The sequence below is a fragment of the Nocardia sp. NPDC057668 genome (assembly GCF_042799795.1).
Classification (GTDB): Bacteria; Actinomycetota; Actinomycetes; order Mycobacteriales; family Mycobacteriaceae; genus Nocardia.
The window spans coordinates 492713-517544 of the sequence record NZ_JBHVIC010000002.1 but is presented as its reverse complement, the minus strand read 5'-3'; the positions used below and the strand labels follow the sequence as shown (position 1 = coordinate 517544).

Here is a 24832-nt window from a genome sequence, read left to right as displayed (position 1 = left end):
CTTTTGTGCCAAGGCCGTGGCGATGAAGTGAACCGGCATTACCGCTCGCCTAGGGTGGGCGGGTGACCATCGATCTCAGCGCTGACCCCATCGCCCTGACCGCGGCTCTGGTGGATATCCCGAGCGTGTCCAAGGACGAGGCGCTCATCGCCGACATCGTCGAGAAGGCCCTGCGCGAGCAGACCACCGGATTCGAGATTCTGCGCCACGGCAACACCGTGCTCGCGCGCACCAACCGCGGCCTGCCCACCCGCGTCATCCTCGCCGGGCACCTGGACACCGTGCCCATCGCCGACAACGTGCCGAGCCGCTTCGAACTCGGCCCCGGCGGGCAACGCCTGCTGTTCGGCTGCGGCACGGTCGACATGAAATCCGGCGACGCCGTCTTCCTGCACCTGGCCGCCACCGTGGCCGAGCCGGTGCACGACCTGACGCTCATCTTCTACGACGCCGAGGAGATCGCCGCCGAGTTCAACGGGCTCGGCAAGATCGAGCGCGAACTGCCCGAATGGCTCGAGGGCGACCTCGCCATTCTCGGCGAGCCGTCCGGCGGCTGGATCGAAGCCGGCTGCCAGGGCACGCTGCGCGTGCGGCTCACCACCTCCGGCGTGCGCGCGCACACCGCACGAGCCTGGCTGGGCGACAACGCCATTCACCGGCTCGCGCCCATCCTCGAACGACTCTCGAACTACACCGCGCGCGAGGTCGAGATCGACGGTTGCGTCTACCGCGAGGGTCTGTCCGCGGTGCGGGTGTCCGGCGGCGTCGCGGGCAACGTGGTGCCCGACGTGGCCGAGGTCGACGTGAACTTCCGCTTCGCCCCCGACCGCACCCTGGACCAGGCCACCGAACACGTCCGCGAGGTCTTCGCGGGCCTGGAACTGGACTTCGAGCGCACCGACGGGGCGCCCGGCGCGCTGCCCGGCCTGGCCGCGCCCGCCGCCAAGGACCTCATCGACATCGTGCACGCGCACGGCAGCGGGGGCGTGCGCGCCAAGTACGGCTGGACCGACGTCTCGCGCTTCGCCGCCCGCGGCATCCCCGCGGTGAACTTCGGCCCCGGCGACCCGAACCTCGCGCACAAGCGCGACGAGCACCTGCCGGTGGAACAGATCACCCAGGTCGCCTCGATGCTGCGCAGCTACCTGCTGGGCGAAAAGGACTGACGCCTCCGCGCCGCGACCGGTGCGGATAACCTTGGCTGCATGTCTGCTGAGGGTGCCAAGACGCCGCGGTATCGCGGGCCGATAATGCTGCGACGTGACCGGAAGAAGGGCATCGGGACCACCGATCAGCATTTGCTGGACGAACGGGGACCGTGCGACTGGGTGCACACCGACCCGTGGCGCGTGCTGCGCATCCAGGCCGAATTCGTCGAGGGCTTCGGCGCTTTGGCGGAGGTGCCGCGCGCGGTCTCGGTCTTCGGCTCCGCGCGCACCCCGGCCGACTCCCCGGAATACCAGGCGGGCATCGCCATCGGCGGCGCGCTCGCGCGGGCCGGATTCGCGGTGATCACCGGCGGTGGGCCGGGCGCGATGGAAGCCGCCAACCGCGGTGCGTCCGAAGCGGGCGGCTACTCCATCGGCCTCGGCATCGAGCTGCCGTTCGAACAGGGCCTCAACGAGTGGGTCGACCTCGGCATCAATTTCCGGTACTTCTTCGCGCGCAAGACCATGTTTGTGAAGTACTCGCAGGCTTTCGTCTGCCTGCCCGGCGGTTTCGGCACCCTGGACGAACTCTTCGAGGCGCTCACCCTGGTGCAGACCCGCAAGGTCAACCAATTCCCCATCATCCTGTTCGGCACCAAATACTGGGCGGGACTGGTGGATTGGCTGCGCGACTCACTGCTCGGCTCGGCCAAGATCGCACCCGGTGATCTGCGCCTGCTGCACATCACCGACAGCGTGGACGAGGTCGTGCGCATCGTGAGCGAGGCCGCGCGCGAGCGCGCCGAACTCGACGCCGAGGGCGAAGGGGCCGACGATGAGTTCGAACGCTGAGCCGGCCTCGAAGTCGACTGCCGAGTCCTACGCCGTCTGCGTCTACTGCTCGGCCAGCGTCACCGATCCGGCCGCCCTTGAGCTGGCCCGCGCGGTCGGCGCCGAAATCGGCCGCCGCGGTTGGCAATTGGTCTCCGGCGGCGGACACGTCTCGATGATGGGCGCGGTCGCCACCGCGGCCCGCGACGCCGGCGCGCGCACCATCGGGGTCATCCCGAAACGCCTGGTGCACAAGGAGATGGCCGACGTGGAGTCGGACGAGCTGATCGTCACCGACACCATGCGCGAGCGCAAACAGGTGATGGACGAACGCGCCGACGCGTTCCTCACCCTGCCCGGCGGCATCGGCACCCTCGAGGAACTCTTCGAGACCTGGACCGGCGGATACCTCGGCATGCACGACAAACCGGTGGTGGTGCTGGATCCGGACGGTCACTACGGCGGCTTGTTCACCTGGCTCGAGGAGCTGCGCGCACGCGGCTTCGCCGGGGACGAGGCCATCAACCGGGTCACGGTCACCGCGGACTTCGACTTGGCCTTCACCGCCCTCGAACCCTGAGCGCCCCTCGACAACTCCTTACTCATCGGTAAGGTAGGCGCGGAGGTGTGTCGCGGCGCACATCGACCGAATGCCGCGGTGAAGGAGCAGGCCACGTGAGTACCGATGTCCGATCGACGGTGGGGCTGTTGGAGCTGGCGCGCCGCCTGCCCGGGATGGCGGCCGAGACGCCGGGGATGCTGCGCACCGCGCGGCACATGCTGGTGAACTCGACGTCCGAGGCGTCGATCGGGTTGTTCTTCCAGCGGGCCGCGGCCAAGCATCCGGGCCGGCCGTTCCTGCGCTTCGAGGGCCGCGAATACCTGTGGGGCGAAGCCAATGCCGAGGTGAACCGGTACGCCGCCGTGCTCACCGCGCGCGGGGTGCGCCGGGGCGACGTGGTCGGCGTGCTCATGACGAACCGCCCCGAGACGCTGTTCACCGCGCTCGCCGTGGTCAAACTCGGGGCCACCGCCGGGCTGCTCAATCACAATCAGCGAGATCACGTGCTGCAGCACAGTTTCGAGCTGCTGGACTCGGTGCTGGACGTGGTGGGAGAGGAGTGCGCCGAGGCGCTGGACAGCCTCGCCGCACCGCGCCCCGGGGTGCTGTGGTCGGGTGAACTGGAGGCCGCCGCGCGCGCCGCCGACGACCGCGATCCCGCTGTGTGCGAGAAGATCACGGCGGGCGAGCGCGCCTATCTGATCTTCACCTCCGGCACCACCGGGCTGCCCAAGGCCAGCGTCATGACCCACCTGCGCTGGACCAAGGGCATGGCCGGACTCGGCGGGTTCGGCGTCCGGCTGCGCGGGGACGACACGCTCTACTGCTGCCTGCCGCTCTATCACAACAACGCGCTGACGGTCGCCCTGTCCGCGGTGGTGGCCGGCGGCTCGACTTTCGCACTGGGACGCAAGTTCTCGGCCTCGCGCTTCTGGGACGAGGTCATCGCGACCCGGTCCACGGCGGTGATCTACATCGGCGAACTGTGCCGGTACCTGCTCAATCAGCCCGCCCGGCGCACCGATCGCGCGCACCGGGTCCGGCTCGCGGTCGGCAACGGACTGCGCCCCGAGATCTGGGACGAGTTCCGGAAACGCTTCGGCATCAAGCGAATCGTGGAGTTCTACGGCGCGAGCGAGGGCAACGTCGCGTTCATCAACGCCTTCGGCATCGACAAGACCGCGGGCTTCACTCCGCTGCCCTTCGCCATCGTCGAGTACGACGAGGCCACCGGAAAAGCGCTGCGCGGCAAGGACGGGAAGCTGCGCCGGGTGCGCGCGGGCGGTGTCGGGCTGCTGCTGGCCAAGGTCACCGACCGGTCCCCCTTCGACGGCTACACCGACGACGCCGCCACCGAATCCAAGCTCGTGCGCGACGGATTCGCCAGGGGCGACTGCTGGTTCGACACCGGCGACCTCGTGCGCGACCAGCGCTGGGGACATATCGCCTTCGTGGACCGGCTCGGCGACACCTTCCGCTGGAAGGGTGAGAACGTGGCCACCACGCAGGTCGAGGGCGGCTTCACCGGCATCGAGGCCATCACCCAGGCCGTGGTCTACGGCGTGGACATCCCCGGCGCGGACGGCAAAGCCGGTATGGCGGCGGTGACCCTCGCCGACGGCGCGACCCTGGACGGCCGGGCCGCGGCCGCGGCGCTCTACGACCGCCTCCCCGCCTACGCCGTCCCGCTGTTCCTGCGCGTGGTGCCCGAACTCGAACAGACCTCCACCTTCAAGAGTCGCAAGGTCGAACTGCGCAAACAGGGTTACGCGCCCGACGATCACAGCGCCCTGTACGTCCTGGCGAACCGGGCCGACGGCTACGTCCCGGCGTACGCGGACTACGCCGCCGAAGTGGCCGCGGGGCGTGCGCCGGGCAACTGAGCCACACGTGCCGGGCGGCCGGGTGACGGGTCCTCGCGGCCGCGCGGGCCGACCTGGCCGGGAGCCGCCTGGAAAGAGGCGGAGGCAGACAAATCAGACGGCACAGGGGTCGGTACATTGGAGCCCATGTGTGCGCCGTTGCCGACGTTGTGCGGGAAGCCGGTGGCGACGGATCGGGCGCTGGTGATGGCGATCGTGAACCGGACGCCGGACTCGTTCTATGACCGCGGCGCGACCTTCACCGACGAAGCCGCCATGGGCGCCGTCGAACGGGCCGTCACCGAGGGTGCGGATCTGGTCGACATCGGCGGCGTCAAGGCCGGGCCGGGCAGCACCGTGGACGCCGCCGAGGAAGCGCGCCGCGTGGTGCCGTTCGTCGCGGCCATCCGCGCGCGCTATCCCGACCTGCTGATCAGCGTCGACACCTGGCGGGCCGATGTCGCCCGCGCGGCCGTGGCCGAGGGCGCGAATCTCATCAACGACACCTGGTCGGGGGCGGATCCGGACCTGGTCGGGGTGGCCGCCGAACTCGGGGTGGGAATCGTGTGCAGCCACACCGGCGGTGCGATCCCGCGCACCCGCCCGCACCGGGTGCGGTACGCCGACGTGGTGGCCGAGGTCACCGAGACCGTGGTCGCCGCGGCGGAGAACGCGGTGGCGGCGGGGGTCGCCAAGGACTCGATCCTCATCGACCCCACCCATGATTTCGGCAAGAACACCTATCACGGGCTCGAATTGTTGCGGGCCGTGGACGTTCTTGTGAATACCGGGTGGCCGGTCTTGATGGCGCTGAGCAATAAGGATTTCATCGGAGAGACTCTTGGTGTCGGCTTGTCCGAGCGATTGGAGGGCACATTGGCAGCGACCGCATGGTCCGCCGCGGCGGGCGCCCGCGTCTTCCGAGTGCACGAGGTCGGGGCCACCCGCCGGGTCGTGGACATGATCGCCGCGATCCAGGGCCACCGGCCACCGGCCAGAACCCTGAGGGGGCTGGCATGAGCAAGAAGCAGGATTGGGCCACCAGCAACAGCTGGGATCAGCCCGAATGGACCGTCGAGGATCTCGTGGCCGCCAAGGGCGACCGCACCGTCTCGGTGGTGCTCCCCGCGCTGAACGAGGAAGCCACGGTCGCGACCGTGGTGGCCAGCATTCGGCCCCTGCTCGGCACGCTCGTGGACGAACTCGTCGTGCTGGACTCCGGCTCCACCGACGCCACCGCCGAGCGCGCACAGGCCGCCGGAGCCCGCGTCGTCACCCGCGAGCAGGCCGTCCCCGAACTCGAGCCGGTTCCGGGCAAGGGCGAAGTGCTGTGGCGCTCGCTCGCGGTGACCACCGGCGACCTGATCGCCTTCGTGGACTCCGACCTGATCGACCCGGACCCCATGTTCGTGCCCAAACTGCTCGGCCCGCTGCTCACGGTCGAGGGCATGCACCTGGTCAAGGCGTACTACCGGCGACCGCTGCGCCAGGGCGCGACCGTAGACGACAACGGCGGCGGGCGCGTCACCGAACTGGTGGCCCGGCCGCTGCTCGCCGCGCTGCGCCCGGCGCTGTCGAATGTGCTGCAGCCCTTGGGCGGTGAGTACGCGGGCACCCGCGAACTGCTCACGGCGGTGCCGTTCGCGCCCGGCTACGGCGTGGAGATCGGGCTGCTCATGGACACCCACGACATGCTCGGGCTCAGCGCCATCGGGCAGGTGAATCTCGGTGTGCGCCAGCACCGCAACCGCCCGCTGTCCGAACTCGGGGTGATGAGCCGGCAGATCCTGGGCACGATGCTGGGCCGCGCGGGCGTCGCGGACTCGGGTGCCGCGCTCACGCAATTCCCGCTCGTGGACGGCGAATTCACGGCGCAGGCCACCGAGGTCTCGCTGGCGGATCGCCCGCCGATGAACACCCTGCGCCCGGAGTGGGCCGCGGCCTGACCCGCGCGACCTCGTTCGCGCGGCGGTGGCCGGATCGGTGTGGCCGGGGACCGCTGTCAGCGGTCGTGACGGTAGATCGGGGTCAGCAGATCGGCTTCGATGGGCTCGCCCGTCGAGCGGTCGTAGCGCACACCCACCACGGCCGAGAACGGATGCGTCGCAGCGCGTTCGTGCAGGGTCGCCAGTCGCGTGGCGAGCAGTCGAATCGCGCCCAGGGAGGCCGGCGGGTGCAGGCCGTCGATCACCAGCACCGTGCCCTTGCCGTCGGGACGGGGCAGGCGGGCCAGGTAGGCGATGTCGTACGGTTCGGTGCCGCCGGGGCGGTACACGCGCCGGGCCGCGCGATCCTCGATGCCGCGGCGAATGCGCCCGGCGCGGGCAACCGTGCGGCGCAGGCGCGGATCGGCGGCCACCAGGTAGCGCAGGCTGGGCGACAGCTCGGGCCCGCCCAGCACGATCAGGCCGTCGCGATCCAGATCCAGGGGTCTGCCCGGTAGGAACCGCTGCACGGCCGCGGTGAACCCCAGCTCGCGTAGCAACTCCACCAGGCGATGCGGCGCGGCGGCGTCGGGGGCTCCGACCAGAGCGAGCGAGCGGGTGTTGCTGCGCACGTCCGGGGTGAGGATGGTTAGTGGCCCGTGCCCGAAGAACAGACCTTCCGGTACCGGCCCCTGGGTGCTGACCTGATGAATGCGGGCGCGGGAAAGTCCGGCGGCCGCACCGATTCTGGCGAACGTCCAGCCCTCGGCATGTAGTTCGCGGATCACGGCGCGGCGTATGCGCGTCAACTCGTTTATCTGCTGCTGCGCGGCCGCGACTCCGTCGGTGGCGGCTTTGAGTCGCTCGACCTTGTCTTCGATCGCGAACACCCGTGCCACCTCGTCGGCTGACATGTGCGCAGTCTAGATACCTGAACAGCCGCAGGTGTCTAGTCCGGTTGACGCCGGAGATCTCAGGTGGCGTCCGGATCGAGCGGCGGACGTTCGTTGCGCTCCAGCGGTTTCTGCTGCTTCGGCATGCCGTACTCGCCGAAACCGCTGGTGGTGGCGCTGGTCGGCTTGTCGAACGACGGCTTGTCGAAGGACGGCGGCTCGAAGGCCTTCGTCAGAAATGAATCGTCGCCGTCGAGAAGATGTTTGGTCACCATCGAGCGCGGATTCATTCCGCGCAATTCGTTGAGTTGCTCGAGCGGCTTGCGCAGCTCGTCGAACTCGGGACCGAGTTCCTGCTTGAGCTGCTGGGTCGCCCCGGTCGCGTAATCGCGGACCTGCCGCAGCGACTTGGTAGTCCAGCGCATCGCCCCGGGCAGACGCTCCGGGCCGAGAATCACGAGTGCGGCGACGAGCAATACGAGCATCTCGCCCCAGCTGACATTGCTGAACACTGTGCCTATTCTGCCCTTCGCTTCGCTCCGGGCGGTTCGCGGCCCCCGAAGTCTCGTTCTTCCCTCCCTCCGCTCCTCCGCTTCGCTCCCCCGCTCCACTCAGTCCAGAACGAGACGGGCCGCGAACACGTGAAGTTGGAGGTCACTGTGCGCTCAGTCCGATTCCAGGGTGACCGGAACGTCGACCTCGCGCCCGTCGCGGATCAGGCGCACGTTCACCGTCTGCCCGATCTCGTGGGACTGCACGGCCACGGTCAGCTCCTCCGGGCCGGTGACCTCGCGGTCACCCACCTTGACGATGACATCGCCCTCGACGATGCCCGCCTTGGCCGCCGGACCGCCGGCCTGCACATCGGCCACCGCCGCACCGCTCATGACATCATTGGCGACGATCTTGGTCTTGGCGCTCACGCCCAGCCTCGGATGATTCACCTTGCCGGTCTGGATGAGCGCCTGCGAGATCCGCTTGACCTGATCCACCGGAATGGCGAAACCCAGACCCACCGAACCGCCGCTCTCGGACTTGATCGCGGTGTTGATGCCGATCAACCGGCCCTGCATGTCCACCAGCGCGCCACCGGAGTTGCCGTGGTTGATGGCGGCGTCGGTCTGCACGGCGTCCAGGGTGGCGTTCGTGTCGGTGCCCTCGCCGCCGACCTTCACCGGCCGATGCAGCGCCGAGACGATGCCGGAGGTGACGGTCTTCTCCAGGCCCAGCGGCGAACCCAGCGCGAGCACGTCGTCACCGACCTGCACGTCCGCGGAATTGCCGAGCTGAATCACCGACAGGTTCTTCACATCGACCTTGAGCACCGCCAGATCGGACTTGGTGTCGCGGCCCACGATCGAGGTCGGCACCCGGGTGCCGTCGGAGAACACGACCTGCAACTGGGCCTTGCCGCTCTTGTCGTTGGCGGCCAGCGACACGACGTGATTGTTGGTGACGATGTAGCCCTCGCCGCTGATGACCACGCCCGAACCGGACGAACCGCTGTCGCCCACCCAGGCGCGCACGGTCACGACCGAGGGCATCACGGCGTCCACGACCTTGGTGATCTGCCCGTGCGGCTCGTCATTGCCCGGCGCGGACTGCAATTCGACCTTGCGCGAGGTCAGCGCCGAGGTGGAATCGGAGGTGAGCGCGCCGATCGCGCCGCCCGCCAAGCCGATCACCAGGGCGATGGCGGCCAGCGTCGCCAGCGCGCGGCCCGAGGCCTGCCCGCCGAAGAGCACGTCGCGGGCACTGAGTTTGCGGCCCTCCGGCAGCGGCGCCGGGCGAGCCGTTGCCACGGCGGGGGAGCCCAGCCGGGCGGCGGACGCCGGATCGCGCCACGGATCCGCGGGCGCGGCCGGCTCGTTGTCGTCGTGCTGCGCCTCGGGATCGCGCTGCAGCAGTTCGTCCGAACCCTCCGGGCGGCCGAACGCCTCGGCCAGCACCGAGTCCGGCGGGCGATTCTGCACCTGCGGGCCGTCGGTGGCGGCCCCCGCCACCGCGGCGGCCGCCGAGCGCGGTGAGAACGAACCGTTCTGCCCACTCGGGCGGCGGAAGGCGTGCGCGGTGTGATTGTCGACGTGCGGCCGATAAACCGGCCGCGGCCCCAGGACCGGTGCGTCCGACGGCCTCAGGTTCCCCCGATCGGCCGCCGAATCCGAAGCCTGCGCAGATCGCGACAGGTTGTCCGCCGCGGGCCCCTCACCCGGAACCGGGCCCGTGTTCTTCGATTCGGTGGTCACCCGATGAACTCTACTTGCGCCACCAGCTTGTCCACCGTCTGCTGTCGAACGAATCTTGGCGCAGCCCGAAGGAACTCGCGCCGGGAGCGAGCATATTGCGGTCCGTGATCGGCGGGTGTTCCGCGCCGGGCAGTTCGGACAAAGGGATACGACTCAGAGTGTCGTGCAACCGCAGGGGCGCGGAGATCTGCGTCGACTGCTGCAGGGCGTTGCGCGCCTGCTGCTGCGACTCGACCTCGACGGCGCATTCTCGGCACACGGAAAGATGATGAGCGGCACGCAGATACGCGTTCATCCGCAGTTCGCCGTCGACATAGGCGGCGATGGCCTCCGTGGCCAGATGCTCGGTGGGGGCGAAACGAGGTGGACGACGCGGCGTTCTGTCCGGCCCACTCATAAGCTGCACACCTTTCGGAAGGACCACCTCGGCTGCACGCGAAAAGCCGGCGCGCGAGGTGCTGGAACCGCGCCTTACCCGACTTTCTCGGTGGCGGCGTTCCGCCGCTCCACCCCATTATGCTCGAGGTGCTCGCGCAGTGCCTGACGTCCTCGGTGGATGCGGCTGCGCACGGTACCCAGTTTGACGCCGAGCGTGGCGCCGATCTCCTCGTAGGACAGACCTTCGATGTCACACAGCACGACCGCCGCGCGGAATTCCGGGGCCAGCGAGTCGAGCGCCGCCTGGAGGTCGGGATCGAGGTTGGCGTCGTGATAGAGCTGCTCGGGACCCGGGCCCTCGGAGGGGACGCGGTCGTAGTCCTCGGGCAGCGCCTCCATGCGAATGCGGTTGCGTCTGCGCACCATGTCCAGGAACAGGTTCGTGGTGATGCGATGCAGCCAGCCCTCGAAGGTGCCGGGCTGGTAGTTGGACAGCGAGCGGAAGACCCGGATGAACGTCTCCTGGGTCAGGTCCTCGGCGTCCTGCGGGTCACCGGTCAGGCGATAGGCCAGGCGGTACACGCGGTCGGCGTGTTCCCGGACCAGCTCGTCCCAGGTCGGCATCTTGTGGCGATCGCCGGTGGCATCGAAAGCGGCCGTTCCGGACAGCAGTGCGGGATCCGGCTCGCCGTCCTGCGGCAGCTCGGTGTTCGGCTCGAAGGATTGCGGGAGCAGTCCGGCGGAGTCACGCGCCTCGTCGACCATGTGGATGGGAGTACCTCCTACTCGGGACCGGGGCTTCGTCCCCCTTGCAACCGACCTGGTGGGTCAGGTTGTTCCCGGGGCCGGGCCGCCGGTCGCTGGCCTGGCGTAGGCAATACTCTTGCCGGTCCTGATGTGGCAGCCGTATGCGCAGGCTGAGGGACACCTGAGAAAAATCGCCACACCGGCCGGTCACCGCCACGCGATACCGCCCCCGCGCCATTAGCCTCATACCCGTGAGTCAGACTCCGGCGGCATCGAACCTGCAGCGCAACCTCGCCTACGTGGAGGAATCCGTCGCAGAGGACGAGATTCTCGTTTCCGCGCGCGAACGCGCCCTCGAATTGGGGGCCGCGCCCGTGCCCCCGTCGGTGGGGGCACTGCTCAGCATGTACGCCCAGCTGCTCGGCGCGCGCGCCGTGGTGGAGGTCGGCACCGGCGCCGGCGTCAGCGGGCTGTGGCTGCTGGACGGCATGCGCGAGGACGGCACGCTCACCACGATCGACTCCGAACCCGAGCATCAGCGCGCCGCGCGCGAGGCGTTCAAATCCGCGGACATCACCCCGGCGCGCACCCGGCTGATCAACGGCCGGGCGCTGGATGTGCTGCCGCGCTTGGCCGATGGGGCCTACGACCTGGTCTTCATCGACGCCGCGCCGCTGGAGCACCCGCAATACGTGGATCAGGCGGTGCGATTACTCCGCGAGGGCGGGGCGATCCTGCTGCACAACGCGCTGCTGGGCGGGCGCGTGCCCGATCCGGCGCAGCGCGATCCGCAGACCCAGGCGGTGCGGGCGGCGACCCGGGCCATCGCGGAGGATCCGCGGTTGACGAGCGTGCTCATCCCGGTGGGGGATGGGCTGCTCTGCGCGTCGCGCGGGTGAAGGCTGCCGCGCTGTCGCGCGGGTAGGGCGCCGGGCGTCGTGCGGGAACGGCCGCTGTAGCCCGGCTGAGCTGGGCTTTCGGAATTTTGCGAACTTTGCGGGGGAGAGCCCTTGCCAGGTGATTGAACGCGTGTTTAATCTATTGAACGTGCGTTCAACCGATGATTTGAGCACCCGGGCCCGGATTCGCGACGCCGCGATCACCGTGTTCGGGGAAGAGGGGTTCGGGGTGGGGGTGCGCGCCATCGCGGCCGCGGCCGGTGTCTCCCCCGGGCTGGTGAATCATCACTTCGGGTCCAAGGACGGCCTGCGGGAAGCCTGCGACGACCGGGTGCGCGAGGTGATCCGGGCGGCCAAGCTCGAATCGCTCGAGCGGCCCTCGCCCAACGGGTTGCTGGCGCAGATGGCCGAGATCGAGGATTTCGCACCGTATCTGGCGTATCTGCTGCGCAGCCTGCAGGCGGGCGGATCGCTCATGACGGTGTTCTTCGACCACATGGTCGAGGACATCCAGGGCTACCTCGCGGCGGGCATCGCCGCCGGAACCCTGCGCGCGCCCAGGGATCTGCCGGCCATGGCGAAATACTTCGCCATCACCAACGGCGGCGGGATCATCATGTTCCTGCAGCTGTACGCGGCCACCCACGAGGGGCGCGTCGATTACCGGAAAGCCCTGCGCGAGTACGCCGATCGCATGATGCTGCCGGCGCTGGAAATCCTCACCCACGGCCTGCTGACCGACTCGATGATGCTGGACACGCTGACCCAGCAGCAGCACGAGAACACCCAAGAGAACCCATAAATCGTTTTCCGCCTAGGAGATTCGATGAACAGTCCGGCACAACCGGCCATCACCGTCCGGGACCTGCACAAGCACTTCGGACGGGTACACGCCCTGGACGGCCTCGACCTCGAGGTCGAAACCGGCGAGGTGCACGGCTTCCTCGGGCCCAACGGCGCCGGGAAATCCACCACCATTCGCGTGCTGCTCGGCATCCTCGCCCGCACCTCCGGCACCGCGCAGGTGCTCGGGCGCGACCCGTGGACCGACGCGGTCGCGCTGCACCGCGACATCGCCTACGTGCCCGGCGATGTCACGCTGTGGCCCTCGCTCTCGGGCGGGGAGACCATCGACCTGCTGGCCCGCATGCGCGGTGGACTCGATCGGGGGCGGCGGGCCGAACTCATCGAGCGGTTCGAACTCGACCCGAAGAAGAAGGCGCGCACCTACTCCAAGGGCAACCGGCAGAAGGTGGCGCTGGTCTCGGCCTTCTCCTCGCACGCGAAACTGCTGCTGCTGGACGAACCCACCTCCGGGCTGGATCCCCTGATGGAACAGACCTTCCGCGACTGCGTGCGCGAGGCGTCCGAACGCGGCTGCACCGTCCTGCTGTCCAGCCACATCCTGTCCGAGGTCGAGGCGCTGTGCCGGCGGGTCACCATCATCCGGGCGGGCAAGACCGTCGAGTCAGGCACCCTGGCCCAGATGCGGCACCTGAGCCGGACCTCCATCACCGCCGAGATGACCGGGGACCCGGGCGATCTCAGCCACCTGCCCGGGGTCGCCGACGTGACGGTCGAGGATCACACGGTGCACCTGCAGGTCGACAGCGAACACCTCGGCGAGCTGATCCGCGTGCTCGGTGATGCCGGGGTGCGCAGCCTGGTCAGCCAGCCCCCGACGCTGGAAGAGCTTTTCCTGCGGCACTATTCGATCAACGGGGAGGACGCGGACACGGGCGACGGCACGGCCGCGGGGATTCGCAACCGCGAAGCCGCTGCCGTGGGCGCGGGCAGCGGTGCGGCGACGGCCGCGGGTACCGGTGACGCCGCGGTGCGGGCCGCCGGTCGTCCCGACGCCGGCGACGACACCGCATCCGACAGCCGGAATCAGGTGTCGAAATGACCGCCGCTGTAGCGCATCCGGGGCAGCATCGCCTCGAAACTGCTTCCCGTGCGGGGAATTTCACCGGGACCGGGCAGCTGCTGCGGCTGTACCTGCGGCGGGACCGGCTCGTGTTGCCGCTGTGGGTGCTGCTGCTGTCGGCGCCGCTGGGCAGCGTGTACATCGACAGCATCGCCTCGGTGTATCCGAGCGCCGCGGATCGGGCCGGGTTCGCGGACTCCATTCTGGCCAGCCCGGCCCAATTGGCCATGTACGGGCCGATTTACAACACGAGCCTGGGTGCGGTGGGGGTGTGGAAGGCGGGGATGTTCTACAGCCTCATCGGCATCGCCACTATCCTCACCGTCATCCGGCACACCCGGGCCGAGGAGGAGACCGGGCGCGGGGAACTGGTGGCCGCCACCCGGGTCGGGCGGTTCGCGGGGCTTACCGCGACGCTGGTGATCGCCTACGGCGGGGCGCTGCTGACCGGGCTCATCGGCTTCGCGAGCCTGGCGGGCAGCGACCTGCGCGGCACCGACGGGGACATCTCCGGATCGCTGGCTTTCGGTCTGGCACTGGCCGGTTCGGGTGCGGTCTTCGCGGCGGTGGCCGCGGTGTGCGCGCAGCTGACCACCGGCGCCCGGCTCGCCCGCGGCATCGCCCTGGGCGTTCTCGGGGCCACCTTCACCCTGCGCGGCATCGGGGACGCGCAAGCCGGGGACGGGCCCGCCGGGCCGCTCACCTGGCTCGCGCCGCAGGGCTGGTCGCTGCAGGTGCGGCCGTTCGCCGGGGACCACTTCGCCGTGCTCGGGCTGCACCTGGCGGCCGTGCTGATCCTGACGGGAATCGCGTATCAGCTACTGCGGCACCGGGATCTGGGCGCGGGACTGATCGCCGAACGGCCCGGTGCGGCCGCCGCCGGTCCCGGGCTGAATGGTCCGTTCGGACTGGCTTGGCGCTTGCAGCGCGGCACCCTGGTGGCCTGGACCGCCGGACTCGGCCTGTACGGGTTGATCATCGGCAGCGTCGTGCACGGCATCGGCGACGAGTTGGGCAGCAGCCAGGCCATTCGCGATCTGATCACCCGCATGGGCGGTTCCGCGTCGCTGGAGAATTCGATGATCACCTACGCCTTCACCATGATCGGCGTGGCGGCCGCGGCGTACTCGATCTCGGCGGCGCTGCGCCTGCACTCCGAGGAGAGCGGTCAGCACACCGAAACACTGCTCACCGGCGCGGTCTCCCGAACCCGCTGGGCCGCATCGCATCTGCTGTTCGCCCTGGGTGGTCCGGCGGTGGCGTTGCTGGTCGCCGGACTGCTCGGCGGACTGGTCTACGGCCGCGCCGCCGGCGACATCGGCGCGAAACTGCCCGATGTCCTGGCCGCCGCCCTGATCCAACTCCCCGCCGTGTGGATCTTCGCCGCGATCACCGTCGCCCTGTTCGGTCTGGCGCCCCGCTGGACCCCCGTCGCCTGGGGCGTACTGACCGCCGCCGTCGCGGTGTTCCTGCTCGGCGCGATTTCCGGTGCCCCCCAGTGGCTCCGGGACCTGGAACCCTTCGAGCACCTCCCGAAGGTCCCCGGCGCGGCGTTCAACCCCGCACCGGTGCTGATCCTGCTCGCGATCGCCGCGGTCCTGATCACCGCGGGCCTGATCGGCTTCCGCCGCCGCGACCTGCGCTGACGCTCCTACAGCTCGGATGCGCAAGCGCTCGAGCACGACGCCCGGCCGTTGCTCACGCGTGGTCGAATGCCCGGTGGCGCAGTCCTGTTCGCGAGCGCTGCCCTCGGTGTGGCGGCGGCTCGGGCAGCGGGTGGGCAGGGGACGGGGGTGGATTAGTTCGGCGAAATGGTGGTAGATGAAAGGGGAACCGATTAGAGGAGGTGGGGGATGTACGAGGGACTGGTACTCGGAGCGCATCTGCCGTCCGGATGGCTGTGGCCCGCGCTGATCTTGTTCGGGCTCATCCTGTTTGCGGCACTGGTGGTATTGCTGCTGGTCAGTGGGGCTCGATTCGACGACATGTCACACGTGGTGCCGGCACAGCCGGGGCCCTGCGAGCCGTTCTGCTACTCGCGCTGAAACCCGCCGGGCACGGTGAGCCACAGAAAGGGTTACCGTGCCGCGGGCCGGGATACTCCATGAACAGGTTCGACGAATGAGGTTTCTCATGGGGCATCGGGTTCCGGCCGTGGTGGGTTTGTACCTCCGCGAGTCCGGGCAGTGGCGGCGGATCGCCGAATTCCGGCTGGCCGCCGACGGGCGTGCCACCTTTCGCGCGGTGGACCCGATCGAGGGACTGGTGGCGCGGGTCTGGTACCACCAGGGAGTGGACGTGCCCGGCGAGGATCGCCGGGTGTTGCCGCAGGACGGGGCCGAATTCCTGCGAGCGCTGCTGCAGCCGTTCGGTTTCCGGGACTACCGCTTCCGGGACGACAGCCCGGCCTCGGCCACCCACGCGGGGGCCTCGACCGGGCGCGGTGAGCGTGGGCTAGGTCGCACCGGCCGCGTGGTCGCCGGCGGGTCGACGGTATGCCGCCGACATGCCGCCGCGCGTGCGGGGGCTGATGAAAAGGTCACGGCCGGAGCGGATTCCGAATGCACGCGGTGCGCGGAGGCCGAATCGGAGCCGCGCGCACAGGATGCCGGACGTCCGGCCGCCTGGCGCGCGCTGGACGCGGACACCCTGCGCTTCTGAGTGAAGCGCCCGCCCCACTGCGGTCTGGCGTCCCGAGTACCCGCCCGGGATCGCTTACGCCGCAATGCCTGTGCGCCGGCCGGCCGCCGATCGCGCGGGCGGCCGGTTCACACCGCTACAGGCTGTTGGCCAGCAGCGCGTACTGCGCCGCCGCCATGCGGTGCACCTCGTCCGCGGTCTGCGCGTTCACCACTCCCACATACCTCTTGTAGATCACGTAGCACCGGAACGCCGCCGCACCGGACTTGCGGTGCACGCATTTGGCGTCCGGAACGTTCTCCGGTCCCGGACCCGTCGACCCGGTCTCCCCGAGACTGCTGATCAGTCCGCTCACCAGATCGGCGCCCGACTTCGCGTCGCGCGTGCGGAACAGGTAGTTCTCGTCCACGCCCGCCATGGCGTCCATCCCGGTGTCGGCGACCAGGCGTGAGCGCAGCGCCTGGTCCCCGGCCGGATGAACGAGCATGGCGGGGCCGAAGACCGCGAAGGTATCCGGATCCGGGCTGCGGCCATCGCGATTGGTGGTCAGCACCCGGGCCAGCAGCCGGTCCGGATCGACCGGCAACTGCTCCACCCGGTCGGCGGGCGTCGCGGCGAAGGCGTCGACCGCGGGCACCTCCGCGTCCAGGGTCTTCTTCAGCCAGGACAGCAGATCGGCCTGGTCGGCGCTGGGCCGCGAGATGAACACCGAGATGACGAATTCCTTGCGCGGCATGGTCATTCCGATGTTCGCCACGCCGGGACGCCAATGCGACATGGCATCCGGATAATCCGGCAGGGTGAGCTTGCGGTTCTGATCGAGGGCCACGTTGAAGTCGGCGTCCGAGAGCTCCCGCGCGGCGAGCTTCGCGCTGTCGGCGCTCGGGAAACGCAGCAGGCGAATCGTGACCGTGGTGCTCTTGGGATCCGGCGCGCTCGATCCGGCCGGATCGGCCAGATCCGAACTGCTGGTGGCGAAGCCCGCGATGAAGCCCCGATTCTGCAGCACCGGCCGGGCCGAGGACGACAGATGGCTCACCGTCACCACGTCGTTGACCGAGGTGAGCACGATCCCGCCGCGGCCCACCCGCAGGCTGGGGTCGACCTTCACCGCGGGCACCACGGCATCGGCCATCCGCATGCCCTCGAGCACCGCGCCCTTGCCGTTCGAATCACGGCCGTACGTATAGCGATCCACCGGATACGACCCCGTGTCGAGCGTGCGGACGTCGATCTCGGCGGGTGCGGGCGTGCCCTCGACCGCACATCCCGCCGCGACGGCGAGCAGTGCGGCACAGGCGAAGGTGGTGACGATCCGGTATGCGCGGCTCATGGCCCGTTCCCTCCCGCGCGGCCTCGCGGCGGCGCTCCACCCACCGATTTTCGCCAACCGGGGCGGCCGCGTCCACCGTTATCCGCCGGGTCACATCGGCGGACGGTGTGTCATCACACCCAGATGCCCTTGCCGACGGTCACCACGCCGCCGTTGCTGACCGCGAAGCGCTCCCGATCCCGGTCCAGGTCGACGCCGATGATCTCGCCTTCGGAGACCACCACGTTCTTGTCCAGAATGGCGTGCCGCACCACCGCGCCGCGCCCGATCCGCGCGCCGGGCATCACCACGCTGCCCTCCACCGTCGCGCCGTCCTCGACCCGGACATTGGAGAACAGCACCGAATTGCGCACCGTGGCCGCGGACAGAATGCTGCCCGCGCCGACGATCGACTCCTGCGCCAGCCCGCCGCGGCCGAATTTGGCGGGCGGCAGATTCTCCGCCGCGCCGCGAATCGGCCAGTGCCGGTTGTAGAGATCGAAGACCGGGTCGACCGAGACCAGATCCATGTGCGCCTCGTAGAAGGCGTCCAGGGTGCCCACGTCCCGCCAGTAGCCGCGACTGCGATCGGTCGAGCCGGGCACGATGTTGCTGCCGAAGTCGTACACCGCGGCCTGGCCCGCGCGCACCAGGCCGGGAATGATGTCCCCGCCCATGTCGTGATCGGAATCGTTGTCGTCGGCGTCCGCGCGGATCGCGTCCACCAGCACCTTGGTGGTGAAGACGTAGTTGCCCATGGAGGCGAAGGTGACGTTCGGATCGTCCGGGGTGCCGGGCGGATGCGCGGGCTTCTCCAGGAAGTTGACGATGCGGCCGGACTCGTCGGAATCGATGCAGCCGAACGCGCTCGCGGTGCTGCGCGGCACGCGAATGCCCGCCACCGTGACCCCCGCGCCCGCCTCGATGTGCGCGGTCACCATCTGCTCGGGGTCCATGCGGTACACGTGGTCCGCGCCGAAGACCACGATGTACTCCGGGTCCTCGTCGTAGATGAGGTTGAGCGACTGCATGATCGCGTCGGCGCTGCCGGTGTACCAGCGCGGGCCCAGGCGCTGCTGCGCGGGCACCGGGGTGATGTACTCGCCGCCGAACCCGGACAGCCGCCAGGTCTGGGAGATGTGCCGGTCCAGCGAATGCGACTTGTACTGCGTGAGTACGCAGATCCGTAGATACCCGGCGTTCACCATGTTCGACAGCACGAAGTCGATGAGGCGGTACGCGCCGCCGAACGGGACGGCCGGCTTGGCGCGGTCCTTGGTGAGTGGAAAGAGTCGCTTGCCCTCGCCACCGGCGAGCACGATCCCGAGTACGTGCGGCTGGCTCCTCACACTCGCCAAGTTACCTGTCTTCGATGGCACGGCCTGCGGCGGCGCGAGTTCGAAACCGGGGGAACCCGGTTGTTCGGTTGGTCGTCGCCTGACCGACGCTTGCGCGGGGCGCGCGGACGTGGTGGGTTGCCGGGGCGAAAGCTCGCCCGGGCGGGATCGAGATGTGCGGAGGCCGAGGCGCGCGGGCGGATCCCGGTGCCGGGCGACGGCCCGACCGAACGCCGCCGTCGGCAGGTGGCCACGGAAGTGGCCGGGGCGGCGCGCATTCGGCGGCGCGGCGGGGTGGGGCTCGGCGGCGCGGCCCGGCTCACGGGCTTGACCGGGAGTTCATCGAGTACGCCCGCTGCCTTCGGCAACCTGCCCACCGGCGGGCACGAGCGGAGTGCGGGCCCTCGGCGCGAGCGGGTCGCGGGGGTGCGAACTTGCGAGGGCGGGTGGTTGGTCGCGGGTTGGGCGAGAGACTAGGTTGGACCGGTGAGTTATGGCGCGGATGGCGGCCGCGAACACGGCGTTCACGGGCGCGGTGTCCATGACCTGCGTGTCGCCATGATGACCCGCGAATACCCGCCCGAGGTGTACGGCGGGGCGGGGGTGCATGTCACCGAATTGGTGCCGCGCCTGCGGGAACTGTGTGACGTCTCGGTGCACTGCATGGGCGTTCCGCGGCTCGATGCCGTGGTGCACCAACCCGATCCGATGCTCTACGCCGCCAACTCCGCGCTGCAGATGATGTCCGCGCAACTGCGCATGGCCGACGCCGCCGAAGGCTCCGACGTCGTGCACTCGCACACCTGGTACACCGGTCTCGCCGGGCACCTCGCGGCCGAGCTGTACGCGATTCCGCATGTGCTGACCGCGCATTCGCTGGAACCGCGCCGGCCCTGGAAGGCCGAACAGCTCGGCGGCGGCTACCGGCTGTCCTCCTGGTCCGAGCACAACGCCATGACCTACGCCGACGCCGTGATCGCGGTGAGCGCGGGCATGCGCGCCGACGTGCTGGCCGCCTACCCCGACATCGATCCGGCGAAAGTGCATGTGGTGCACAACGGTATCGACGCGAACGTGTGGCATCCGGGCGGTCCCGCGCCCGAGGTGCGCGACATCCTCGGTGAACTGGGCGTGCGGCGGGACCGGCCGGTCGCGGCGTTCGTCGGGCGGATCACCCGGCAGAAGGGCGTCCCGCATCTACTTGCCGCCGCCCGCCACCTGGACCCCGACATCCAGCTGGTGCTGCTGGCCGGGGCCGCCGACACCCCCGCCATGGAATCGGAGGTACGCGCCGCGGTGCGCGAACTCGGCGCGACCCGCGACGGCGTGTACTGGGTCCGCGAGATGCTCCCCACCGAACTCGTCCGCCAGGTGCTGGCCGCCGCAACGGTTTTCATCTGCCCCTCGGTCTACGAGCCGCTGGGCATCGTGAACCTGGAGGCCATGGCCTGCGGCACCGCCGTCGTGGCCTCCGACGTGGGCGGCATCCCCGAGGTGGTCGTCGAAGGCGAGACCGGCCGCCTGGTCCACTACGACGAGACCCGCCCCGACCGGTACGAACGCGCCCTGGCCCACGCGGTGAACGTCGTGGCCGCCGACCAGGTCGCCGCCGCCGCGATGGGCGCCGCGGGCCGCGCCCGCGCGATAGCCGAGTTCGACTGGAACCAGATAGCCGCCCGCACCGCCAAGGTCTACGACCGGGTCCGCAAGAACTGAGCGGCACGGGCGCTGCCGCGCCGCGCCGAGCCGGCATGCCGCCGACGAAGCCGGTTGCTGACGTGGCCGGGGCCGACACGACCTCGATCGCTGACACGGCCGGGGCCGACATGACTCGATCGCTGACGCGGCCGGGGCGTGTCGGCCCGCGTGCGCACGTTCCCACCGGGCACGGTCGATCTATGGCCGCTCGCCTGATTCGCCGCACCCGATCGCCTCGCGCCTCGCGATCGATGTACGGGGCGGTGCGTCAGGGGCGGGGGCGGTAGGTCGAGATGGTTACCGACGCGGTGACGGGTGCGGGGTTCGGCAGCTGCGCGATCCGGGCGGGGCGGTGGTCGGCGGGGTGGAAGGCGGAGGGGCCCATCGCGACCACCGCGGCGATGTCGGTGTGGGTCAGGGACATCGGGTAATCCACGGGGGTGCGGTCGAGGAGTTCGAAACGGCCGCCCAGGGATTCGGCCAGGCGATCCTGTTTGGCCGCGTCCACGCGGACCATGTCGAGGGGTTCGATCAACTCGGTCAGGTGGCGGGGGGTGGGCGTCACGACGATGAAGCGGCCGCCGGGGGCCAGGGCGCGGGCCACCTCGTCGGCGTTGCGGGGTGCGAAGACCGACAGGACCGCCGCGAGGGAACCGTCGCGGACGGGCAGGCCGCGCCAGGCGTCGGCCAGGATCGCGGCCGCGCGGGGGTGTGCGCGGGCGGCACGCCGGGCGGCGGGCTTGGACACGTCGAGCGCGATGCCGCGCAGCCCGGGCAGGGCATCGAGAACGGCGGCGAGGTAATAGCCGGTGCCCGCGCCGATCTCCAGGACCGCGGGCGAGCCGGTGGCCGCCGGGCGCGATCCGGAGACGATTCCGGGCGCGAGCGAGGCATCCCGGGCGGCCGGGACATCGCCGGCGGCCGAGGTGCTCGGGGCTGGGACGTTCGGCGAGGCGGGGGCATTCGGCGTGGCCGGGACGTTCGGCTGGGCCGGGACATTCGGCGGGGCTGCGGGTGTTCCCGCATCGGCTCGCGCGGTCCCTCGGGTGCGGGCGGTTTCGCTCAGCAGGGTCGACGCGAGGCGGGTCGCGGACGGGCCCGTGAGCGCCGCGCCCGGGCGCAGCGGGCGGTCGGCAGCGGCAACGGGTGGGGGAGCGGGGGCCGGGAGGGAGCCCGTCGCAAGGATTTCGGCCAGGGCCGTGGCGATGGGAGCGAAGTGGCCGGCGGCTTGGAATGCGGCCCGGGCGTCGAGCATGCCGGGCGTGTCGCCGGACATTTTCGTGGCGGCACCGGTGAGGAGGCTGACGTAGCCCTGGCGGGCGATGTCGAAGGTGTGGCCGGTGGCGCAGCACAGGGCTCGCGCCCGTGGCGCGAGGTCCCGGCCGCATTCCGGACAGGACAATAGATCGGCACAGGCGATCAGGGGATCGACCGGGCCGAGGGGTGGGGGTGGGGCGGCATGCACCGATATGCCGGTGAGCCGGTCCGCCCGGGGGCTGTGGCTCACCGGCACAGGTAGGTCTGGCTACTAGCTGGTGACACTCTTGAGTTCGTCACCCAGTGCCGCAGCTTCCTCCGGCGTGAGCTCGACGACCAAACGCCCGCCACCCTCGAGTGGAACCCGCATCACGATTCCACGCCCTTCCTTGGTTGCCTCGAGGGGACCGTCCCCGGTGCGGGGCTTCATGGCCGCCATCCTCTGCTCCCTCCAGATCTGCGCGGATTACTGCGCACTTTCATGGAACTCCAGTTGTTACCAACCAGGCAGCCCGCCGGTATGTGGCGGGCCGCACCAAGCCCATTCTTCCCTATCGCGGATCGGGGCGGGTACCTGAGTTCCAAAAACCGACCGATGTGGCGTTCAGGGAGTCACCGGATTCACCCAGCAATCGGCGATGTGATCGTCTACCATCCCGGTCGCCTGCATGAGTGCGTACGCAGTAGTGGGACCCACGAACTTGAACCCGCGTCGCTTCAGTTCTTTTGCGAGAGCAGCGGATTCGGGGGTGACGGCGGGCACATCGGCGAGGGTCGCGGGACGCGGTTTCGGGTCCGGTGCGAAGCTCCAGAGCAGCTTTTCGAGGCCGTCCGGGAGGTCCAGGGCGACCCGGGCATTGTGGATACTCGCATCGATTTTGGCCCGATTGCGAACTATGCCGGGGTCCGCCATGAGCCGTTCCACGTCCGCCGCGCCGAACGCCGCGACCCGTTCCATGACGAACCCGTCGAAGGCCGCGCGGAAGGCCGGGCGCTTGCGCAGAATCGTGATCCACGCCAGCCCGGATTGAAACGCCTCGAGGCAGACGCGCTCGAACAGGGCGTCGTCGCCGTGCAGCGGACGGCCCCATTCGGTGTCGTGATAGTTCCGGTAGAGCTCGGAGGATTCGGACCAGCCGCACCGCGTGCGGCCGTCGCCGGCCGTCGCCGCGGCGCTCATCGCGCGGCCGGAGTGCCGTCGGAGCCCGGTTCGGCGTCGGGCTCGGCCGGCGGGGGCGCAGCCGGCAACACTTCAGGCAACGGCGTGCCGGCATCGGCCGCGCGGATCGGCGGCTCGGCGAGGGAGTCCGACTCGGCGAGCCCCGCGGGGACGCCGTCACCGTCCGGGCCGTCCGCGTCGGAAGATATCCGGCGCGGGCCGGGCGTGTCGGTGGTCTTGCCGAGTGCGACCGATCCGGCGGCGGACTCCGCGCGCGACGCCACGGCTCCGACCATCACCTCCGCGCGCTCGTCCTGTGCGGCGTGCGCCTGGGCGAGCTGCCATTCCAGATCGTCGATCCGGGCGGCCAGGCGGGTCAGGGCCCAGTCCACCTCGCCCGCCTTGTAGCCGCGCAGCACCTGCTGGAAACGCAGCGCCCGCACGTCGCTGCCGCCGATGTTCTCCGCCGGGAGCACCGTCACCGTGGTCCCCTCCGGCAGCGGACCGAGTTCCTCGCCCCGTCCGAAGACCGCACTGGCGACCAGGAACAGCAGCGCGGCGACCAGACCGACGATCAGCACGTACAGCAGCAGCGTGAGCATGGCTTCGAGCTTAGGGGGACGCGCGCGAGCGGACACACCACGCCCCCGGCGGAAATCAGCCGTCGTGTTCGCCCGGGCGACAACTGATTTCGCACGGTCGGGGTGACTCGCCGGGGACGGACCGGCTCGGCACGCGCCGGCCCGTGAGTCCGCGACGCGACGAGCGGGGCCCGCCGAGCGTGCGGCAAGAGGCGCACAGCGGCCGGTTGGCGACGTGCCGACCGGCTGTACGGCCGGCACGCGGGCCGGGTCGTTACAGGTGGCGCGTGGTGTCGATGTTCAGCGACATGCCCGCCAGGCCGCGGCGGCGCACGGCCAGCTTGTCGGCGATGCCGAGCAGGGCCTTGCCCGAGGCGCTGTCCGGGGCGCTGAGCACGATCGGGGTGCCCTCGTCGCCGGCCTCGCGCAGCTCCTGCTCGATCGGGATCTGACCCAGCAGCGGCACATTCGCGCCGACCGCGCGGGTCAGGTTCTCGGCCACGGTCTGCCCGCCGCCCGAGCCGTACAGCTCCATGCGCGAGCCGTCGGGCAGATCCAGCCACGACATGTTCTCGATGACGCCCGCGATGCGCTGGCGGGTCTGCAGCGCGATCGACCCGGCGCGCTCGGCGACCTCGGCGGCGGCCAGCTGCGGGGTGGTCACCACCAGGATCTCGGCGTTCGGGATGAGCTGGGCCAGGGAGATGGCCACGTCGCCGGTGCCCGGCGGCAGGTCCAGCAGCAGGATGTCCAGGTCGCCCCAGAACACGTCGGCCAGGAACTGCTGCAGCGCGCGGTGCAGCATCGGGCCGCGCCACACGACGGGCGTGTTGCCCTGGGTGAACATGGAGATCGAGATGAGCTTCACGTCGTGCGCGATGGGCGGCATGATCATGCGCTCGACCTGGGTCGGGCGCTGGTCCGTGCCGAGCATGCGCGGCACCGAGTGGCCGTAGATGTCGGCGTCGAGCACGCCGACCGACAGGCCCTTGGCGGCCATCGCGGCCGCGAGATTGACCGTGACGCTGGACTTTCCGACGCCGCCCTTACCGGAGGCGACCGCGTACACGCGGGTCAGCGATCCGGGCTGCGCGAACGGGATGACCGGTTCGGCGTTGTCGCCGCGCAGTTTCTTGCGCAGTTCGGTGCGCTGTTCGTCGTTCATGACGTCGAGGGTCACGTCGATCGTGCCGACACCGGGCACGTCGTTGACGGCCTTGGTGACCCGCTCGGTGATGGCGCCCTTCATCGGGCAGGCCGATGTCGTCAGATAGACCACGACCTGGACACTGCCGTCGTCGCCGACCACGACGCTCTTCACCATGCCCAGCTCGGTGATCGGTTTCCGGATCTCCGGGTCGTTCACCTTCGCGAGCGCGCCCCGCACATCCGATTCCGTTACCACTGGCATGCGTTCAACAATAGGAGGA

At 70.0% G+C, this 24832-nt stretch carries 22 protein-coding genes and 4 pseudogenes; 13 read left to right on the top strand and 13 right to left on the bottom strand.

Features of this window, described 5'->3' with window-relative positions:
* Positions 1-62: 62 nt before the first annotated feature.
* The 6 genes from dapE (at position 63) to ACFVBH_RS15170 (ending at position 6349) form a co-directional block, all read left to right on the top strand.
* Positions 63-1166, top strand: coding sequence for a succinyl-diaminopimelate desuccinylase (dapE, locus tag ACFVBH_RS15195; protein ID WP_379002122.1), 1104 nt, complete (start codon positions 63-65; stop codon positions 1164-1166).
* Positions 1167-1205: 39 nt separating this feature from the next.
* Positions 1206-2000 (top strand): TIGR00730 family Rossman fold protein, encoded by a 795-nt coding sequence (locus tag ACFVBH_RS15190; protein ID WP_354989512.1) that lies wholly within the window; start codon positions 1206-1208, stop codon positions 1998-2000.
* Positions 1984-2559: a TIGR00730 family Rossman fold protein gene (locus ACFVBH_RS15185; protein ID WP_379002121.1), complete on the top strand. Its 576-nt coding sequence runs from the start codon at positions 1984-1986 to the stop codon at positions 2557-2559. Before ACFVBH_RS15190 ends, ACFVBH_RS15185 begins: the two co-directional genes overlap by 17 nt.
* Positions 2560-2654: 95 nt before the next feature.
* Positions 2655-4424 carry a long-chain-acyl-CoA synthetase gene (locus ACFVBH_RS15180; protein ID WP_379002119.1) on the top strand — a complete coding sequence of 590 codons (1770 nt, stop codon included), beginning with the start codon at positions 2655-2657 and terminating at the stop codon, positions 4422-4424.
* 126 nt (positions 4425-4550) lie between these two features.
* Positions 4551-5423, top strand: coding sequence for a dihydropteroate synthase (gene folP / locus ACFVBH_RS15175; RefSeq protein WP_379002118.1), 873 nt, complete (start codon positions 4551-4553; stop codon positions 5421-5423).
* Complete coding sequence (locus ACFVBH_RS15170) at positions 5420-6349, top strand: glucosyl-3-phosphoglycerate synthase (RefSeq protein ID WP_354989516.1); 930 nt, start codon at positions 5420-5422, stop codon at positions 6347-6349. The genes folP and ACFVBH_RS15170 overlap by 4 nt, the downstream gene beginning before the upstream one ends.
* Positions 6350-6405: 56 nt before the next feature.
* Here ACFVBH_RS15170 and ACFVBH_RS15165 read toward each other — a convergent pair whose 3' ends face one another.
* The 5 genes from ACFVBH_RS15165 to sigE all read right to left on the bottom strand — a co-directional run bounded on the left by ACFVBH_RS15165 (position 6406) and on the right by sigE (position 10610).
* A complete protein-coding gene (locus tag ACFVBH_RS15165; RefSeq protein ID WP_354989517.1) occupies positions 6406-7242 on the bottom strand; it encodes a hypothetical protein in 837 nt (278 codons plus the stop codon).
* Between the two features lie 59 nt (positions 7243-7301).
* Complete coding sequence (tatB, locus tag ACFVBH_RS15160; protein WP_354989518.1) at positions 7302-7733, bottom strand: Sec-independent protein translocase protein TatB; 432 nt, start codon at positions 7731-7733, stop codon at positions 7302-7304.
* 153 nt (positions 7734-7886) lie between these two features.
* The gene (locus ACFVBH_RS15155; protein WP_379002116.1) at positions 7887-9467 is read right to left on the bottom strand and encodes a trypsin-like peptidase domain-containing protein; all 1581 of its coding nucleotides are present in this window, start codon (positions 9465-9467) and stop codon (positions 7887-7889) included.
* 10 nt (positions 9468-9477) lie between these two features.
* Positions 9478-9864, bottom strand: coding sequence for a hypothetical protein (locus ACFVBH_RS15150; RefSeq protein WP_354989519.1), 387 nt, complete (start codon positions 9862-9864; stop codon positions 9478-9480).
* 74 nt (positions 9865-9938) lie between these two features.
* On the bottom strand, positions 9939-10610 hold the full coding sequence (gene sigE / locus ACFVBH_RS15145; protein WP_379002115.1) for an RNA polymerase sigma factor SigE: 672 nt from the start codon (positions 10608-10610) through the stop codon (positions 9939-9941).
* Positions 10611-10843: 233 nt separating this feature from the next.
* Here sigE and ACFVBH_RS15140 point away from each other — a divergent pair, with 233 nt between their 5' ends.
* The 6 genes and pseudogenes from ACFVBH_RS15140 (at position 10844) to ACFVBH_RS15115 (ending at position 16079) form a co-directional block, all read left to right on the top strand.
* A complete protein-coding gene (locus ACFVBH_RS15140; RefSeq protein WP_354989520.1) occupies positions 10844-11491 on the top strand; it encodes an O-methyltransferase in 648 nt (215 codons plus the stop codon).
* Positions 11492-11639: 148 nt separating this feature from the next.
* Positions 11640-12293 carry a TetR family transcriptional regulator gene (locus ACFVBH_RS15135; RefSeq protein WP_379002114.1) on the top strand — a complete coding sequence of 218 codons (654 nt, stop codon included), beginning with the start codon at positions 11640-11642 and terminating at the stop codon, positions 12291-12293.
* Between the two features lie 24 nt (positions 12294-12317).
* Positions 12318-13238: pseudogene (locus ACFVBH_RS15130) on the top strand (ATP-binding cassette domain-containing protein); the annotation flags it as partial.
* Between the two features lie 155 nt (positions 13239-13393).
* Positions 13394-15064 (top strand): ABC transporter permease, encoded by a 1671-nt coding sequence (locus tag ACFVBH_RS15125; RefSeq protein WP_379002112.1) that lies wholly within the window; start codon positions 13394-13396, stop codon positions 15062-15064.
* Between the two features lie 207 nt (positions 15065-15271).
* On the top strand, positions 15272-15463 hold the full coding sequence (locus tag ACFVBH_RS15120) for a hypothetical protein (protein WP_354989523.1): 192 nt from the start codon (positions 15272-15274) through the stop codon (positions 15461-15463).
* A 76-nt stretch (positions 15464-15539) separates the two neighbouring features.
* A complete protein-coding gene (locus ACFVBH_RS15115; protein WP_379002111.1) occupies positions 15540-16079 on the top strand; it encodes a hypothetical protein in 540 nt (179 codons plus the stop codon).
* Positions 16080-16194: 115 nt separating this feature from the next.
* On the opposite strand, the gene ACFVBH_RS15110 is transcribed toward ACFVBH_RS15115, so the two are convergent.
* Together ACFVBH_RS15110 and glgC are read right to left on the bottom strand one after the other, a co-directional pair.
* Positions 16195-17391 (bottom strand): hypothetical protein, encoded by a 1197-nt coding sequence (locus ACFVBH_RS15110; RefSeq protein WP_379002110.1) that lies wholly within the window; start codon positions 17389-17391, stop codon positions 16195-16197.
* 113 nt (positions 17392-17504) lie between these two features.
* Positions 17505-18719, bottom strand: coding sequence for a glucose-1-phosphate adenylyltransferase (gene glgC / locus ACFVBH_RS15105; RefSeq protein ID WP_354989526.1), 1215 nt, complete (start codon positions 18717-18719; stop codon positions 17505-17507).
* A gap of 534 nt (positions 18720-19253) precedes the next feature.
* On the opposite strand from glgC, the gene glgA reads away from it, so the two are divergent.
* Entirely contained in the window at positions 19254-20423 is a 1170-nt protein-coding gene (glgA, locus tag ACFVBH_RS15100) for a glycogen synthase (RefSeq protein WP_354989543.1), read from the top strand.
* Positions 20424-20673: 250 nt separating this feature from the next.
* Here the strand turns inward: glgA and ACFVBH_RS15095 are convergent.
* The 6 genes and pseudogenes from ACFVBH_RS15095 to ACFVBH_RS15070 all read right to left on the bottom strand — a co-directional run.
* Positions 20674-21324 (bottom strand): annotated as a pseudogene (locus ACFVBH_RS15095) (methyltransferase domain-containing protein); the annotation flags it as partial.
* A 387-nt stretch (positions 21325-21711) separates the two neighbouring features.
* Positions 21712-21870 (bottom strand): annotated as a pseudogene (locus ACFVBH_RS15090) (putative RNA methyltransferase); the annotation flags it as partial.
* 63 nt (positions 21871-21933) lie between these two features.
* Positions 21934-22101, bottom strand: coding sequence for a DUF3117 domain-containing protein (locus ACFVBH_RS15085; RefSeq protein ID WP_006554284.1), 168 nt, complete (start codon positions 22099-22101; stop codon positions 21934-21936).
* 165 nt (positions 22102-22266) lie between these two features.
* Complete coding sequence (locus ACFVBH_RS15080; RefSeq protein ID WP_379002109.1) at positions 22267-22842, bottom strand: DNA-3-methyladenine glycosylase I; 576 nt, start codon at positions 22840-22842, stop codon at positions 22267-22269.
* Positions 22843-23081: 239 nt separating this feature from the next.
* A pseudogene (locus ACFVBH_RS15075) lies at positions 23082-23423 on the bottom strand (DivIVA domain-containing protein); the annotation flags it as partial.
* A gap of 253 nt (positions 23424-23676) precedes the next feature.
* Positions 23677-24813, bottom strand: a complete 1137-nt coding sequence (locus tag ACFVBH_RS15070; RefSeq protein WP_354989529.1) for a P-loop NTPase — start codon at positions 24811-24813, stop codon at positions 23677-23679.
* Positions 24814-24832 lie beyond the last annotated feature (19 nt).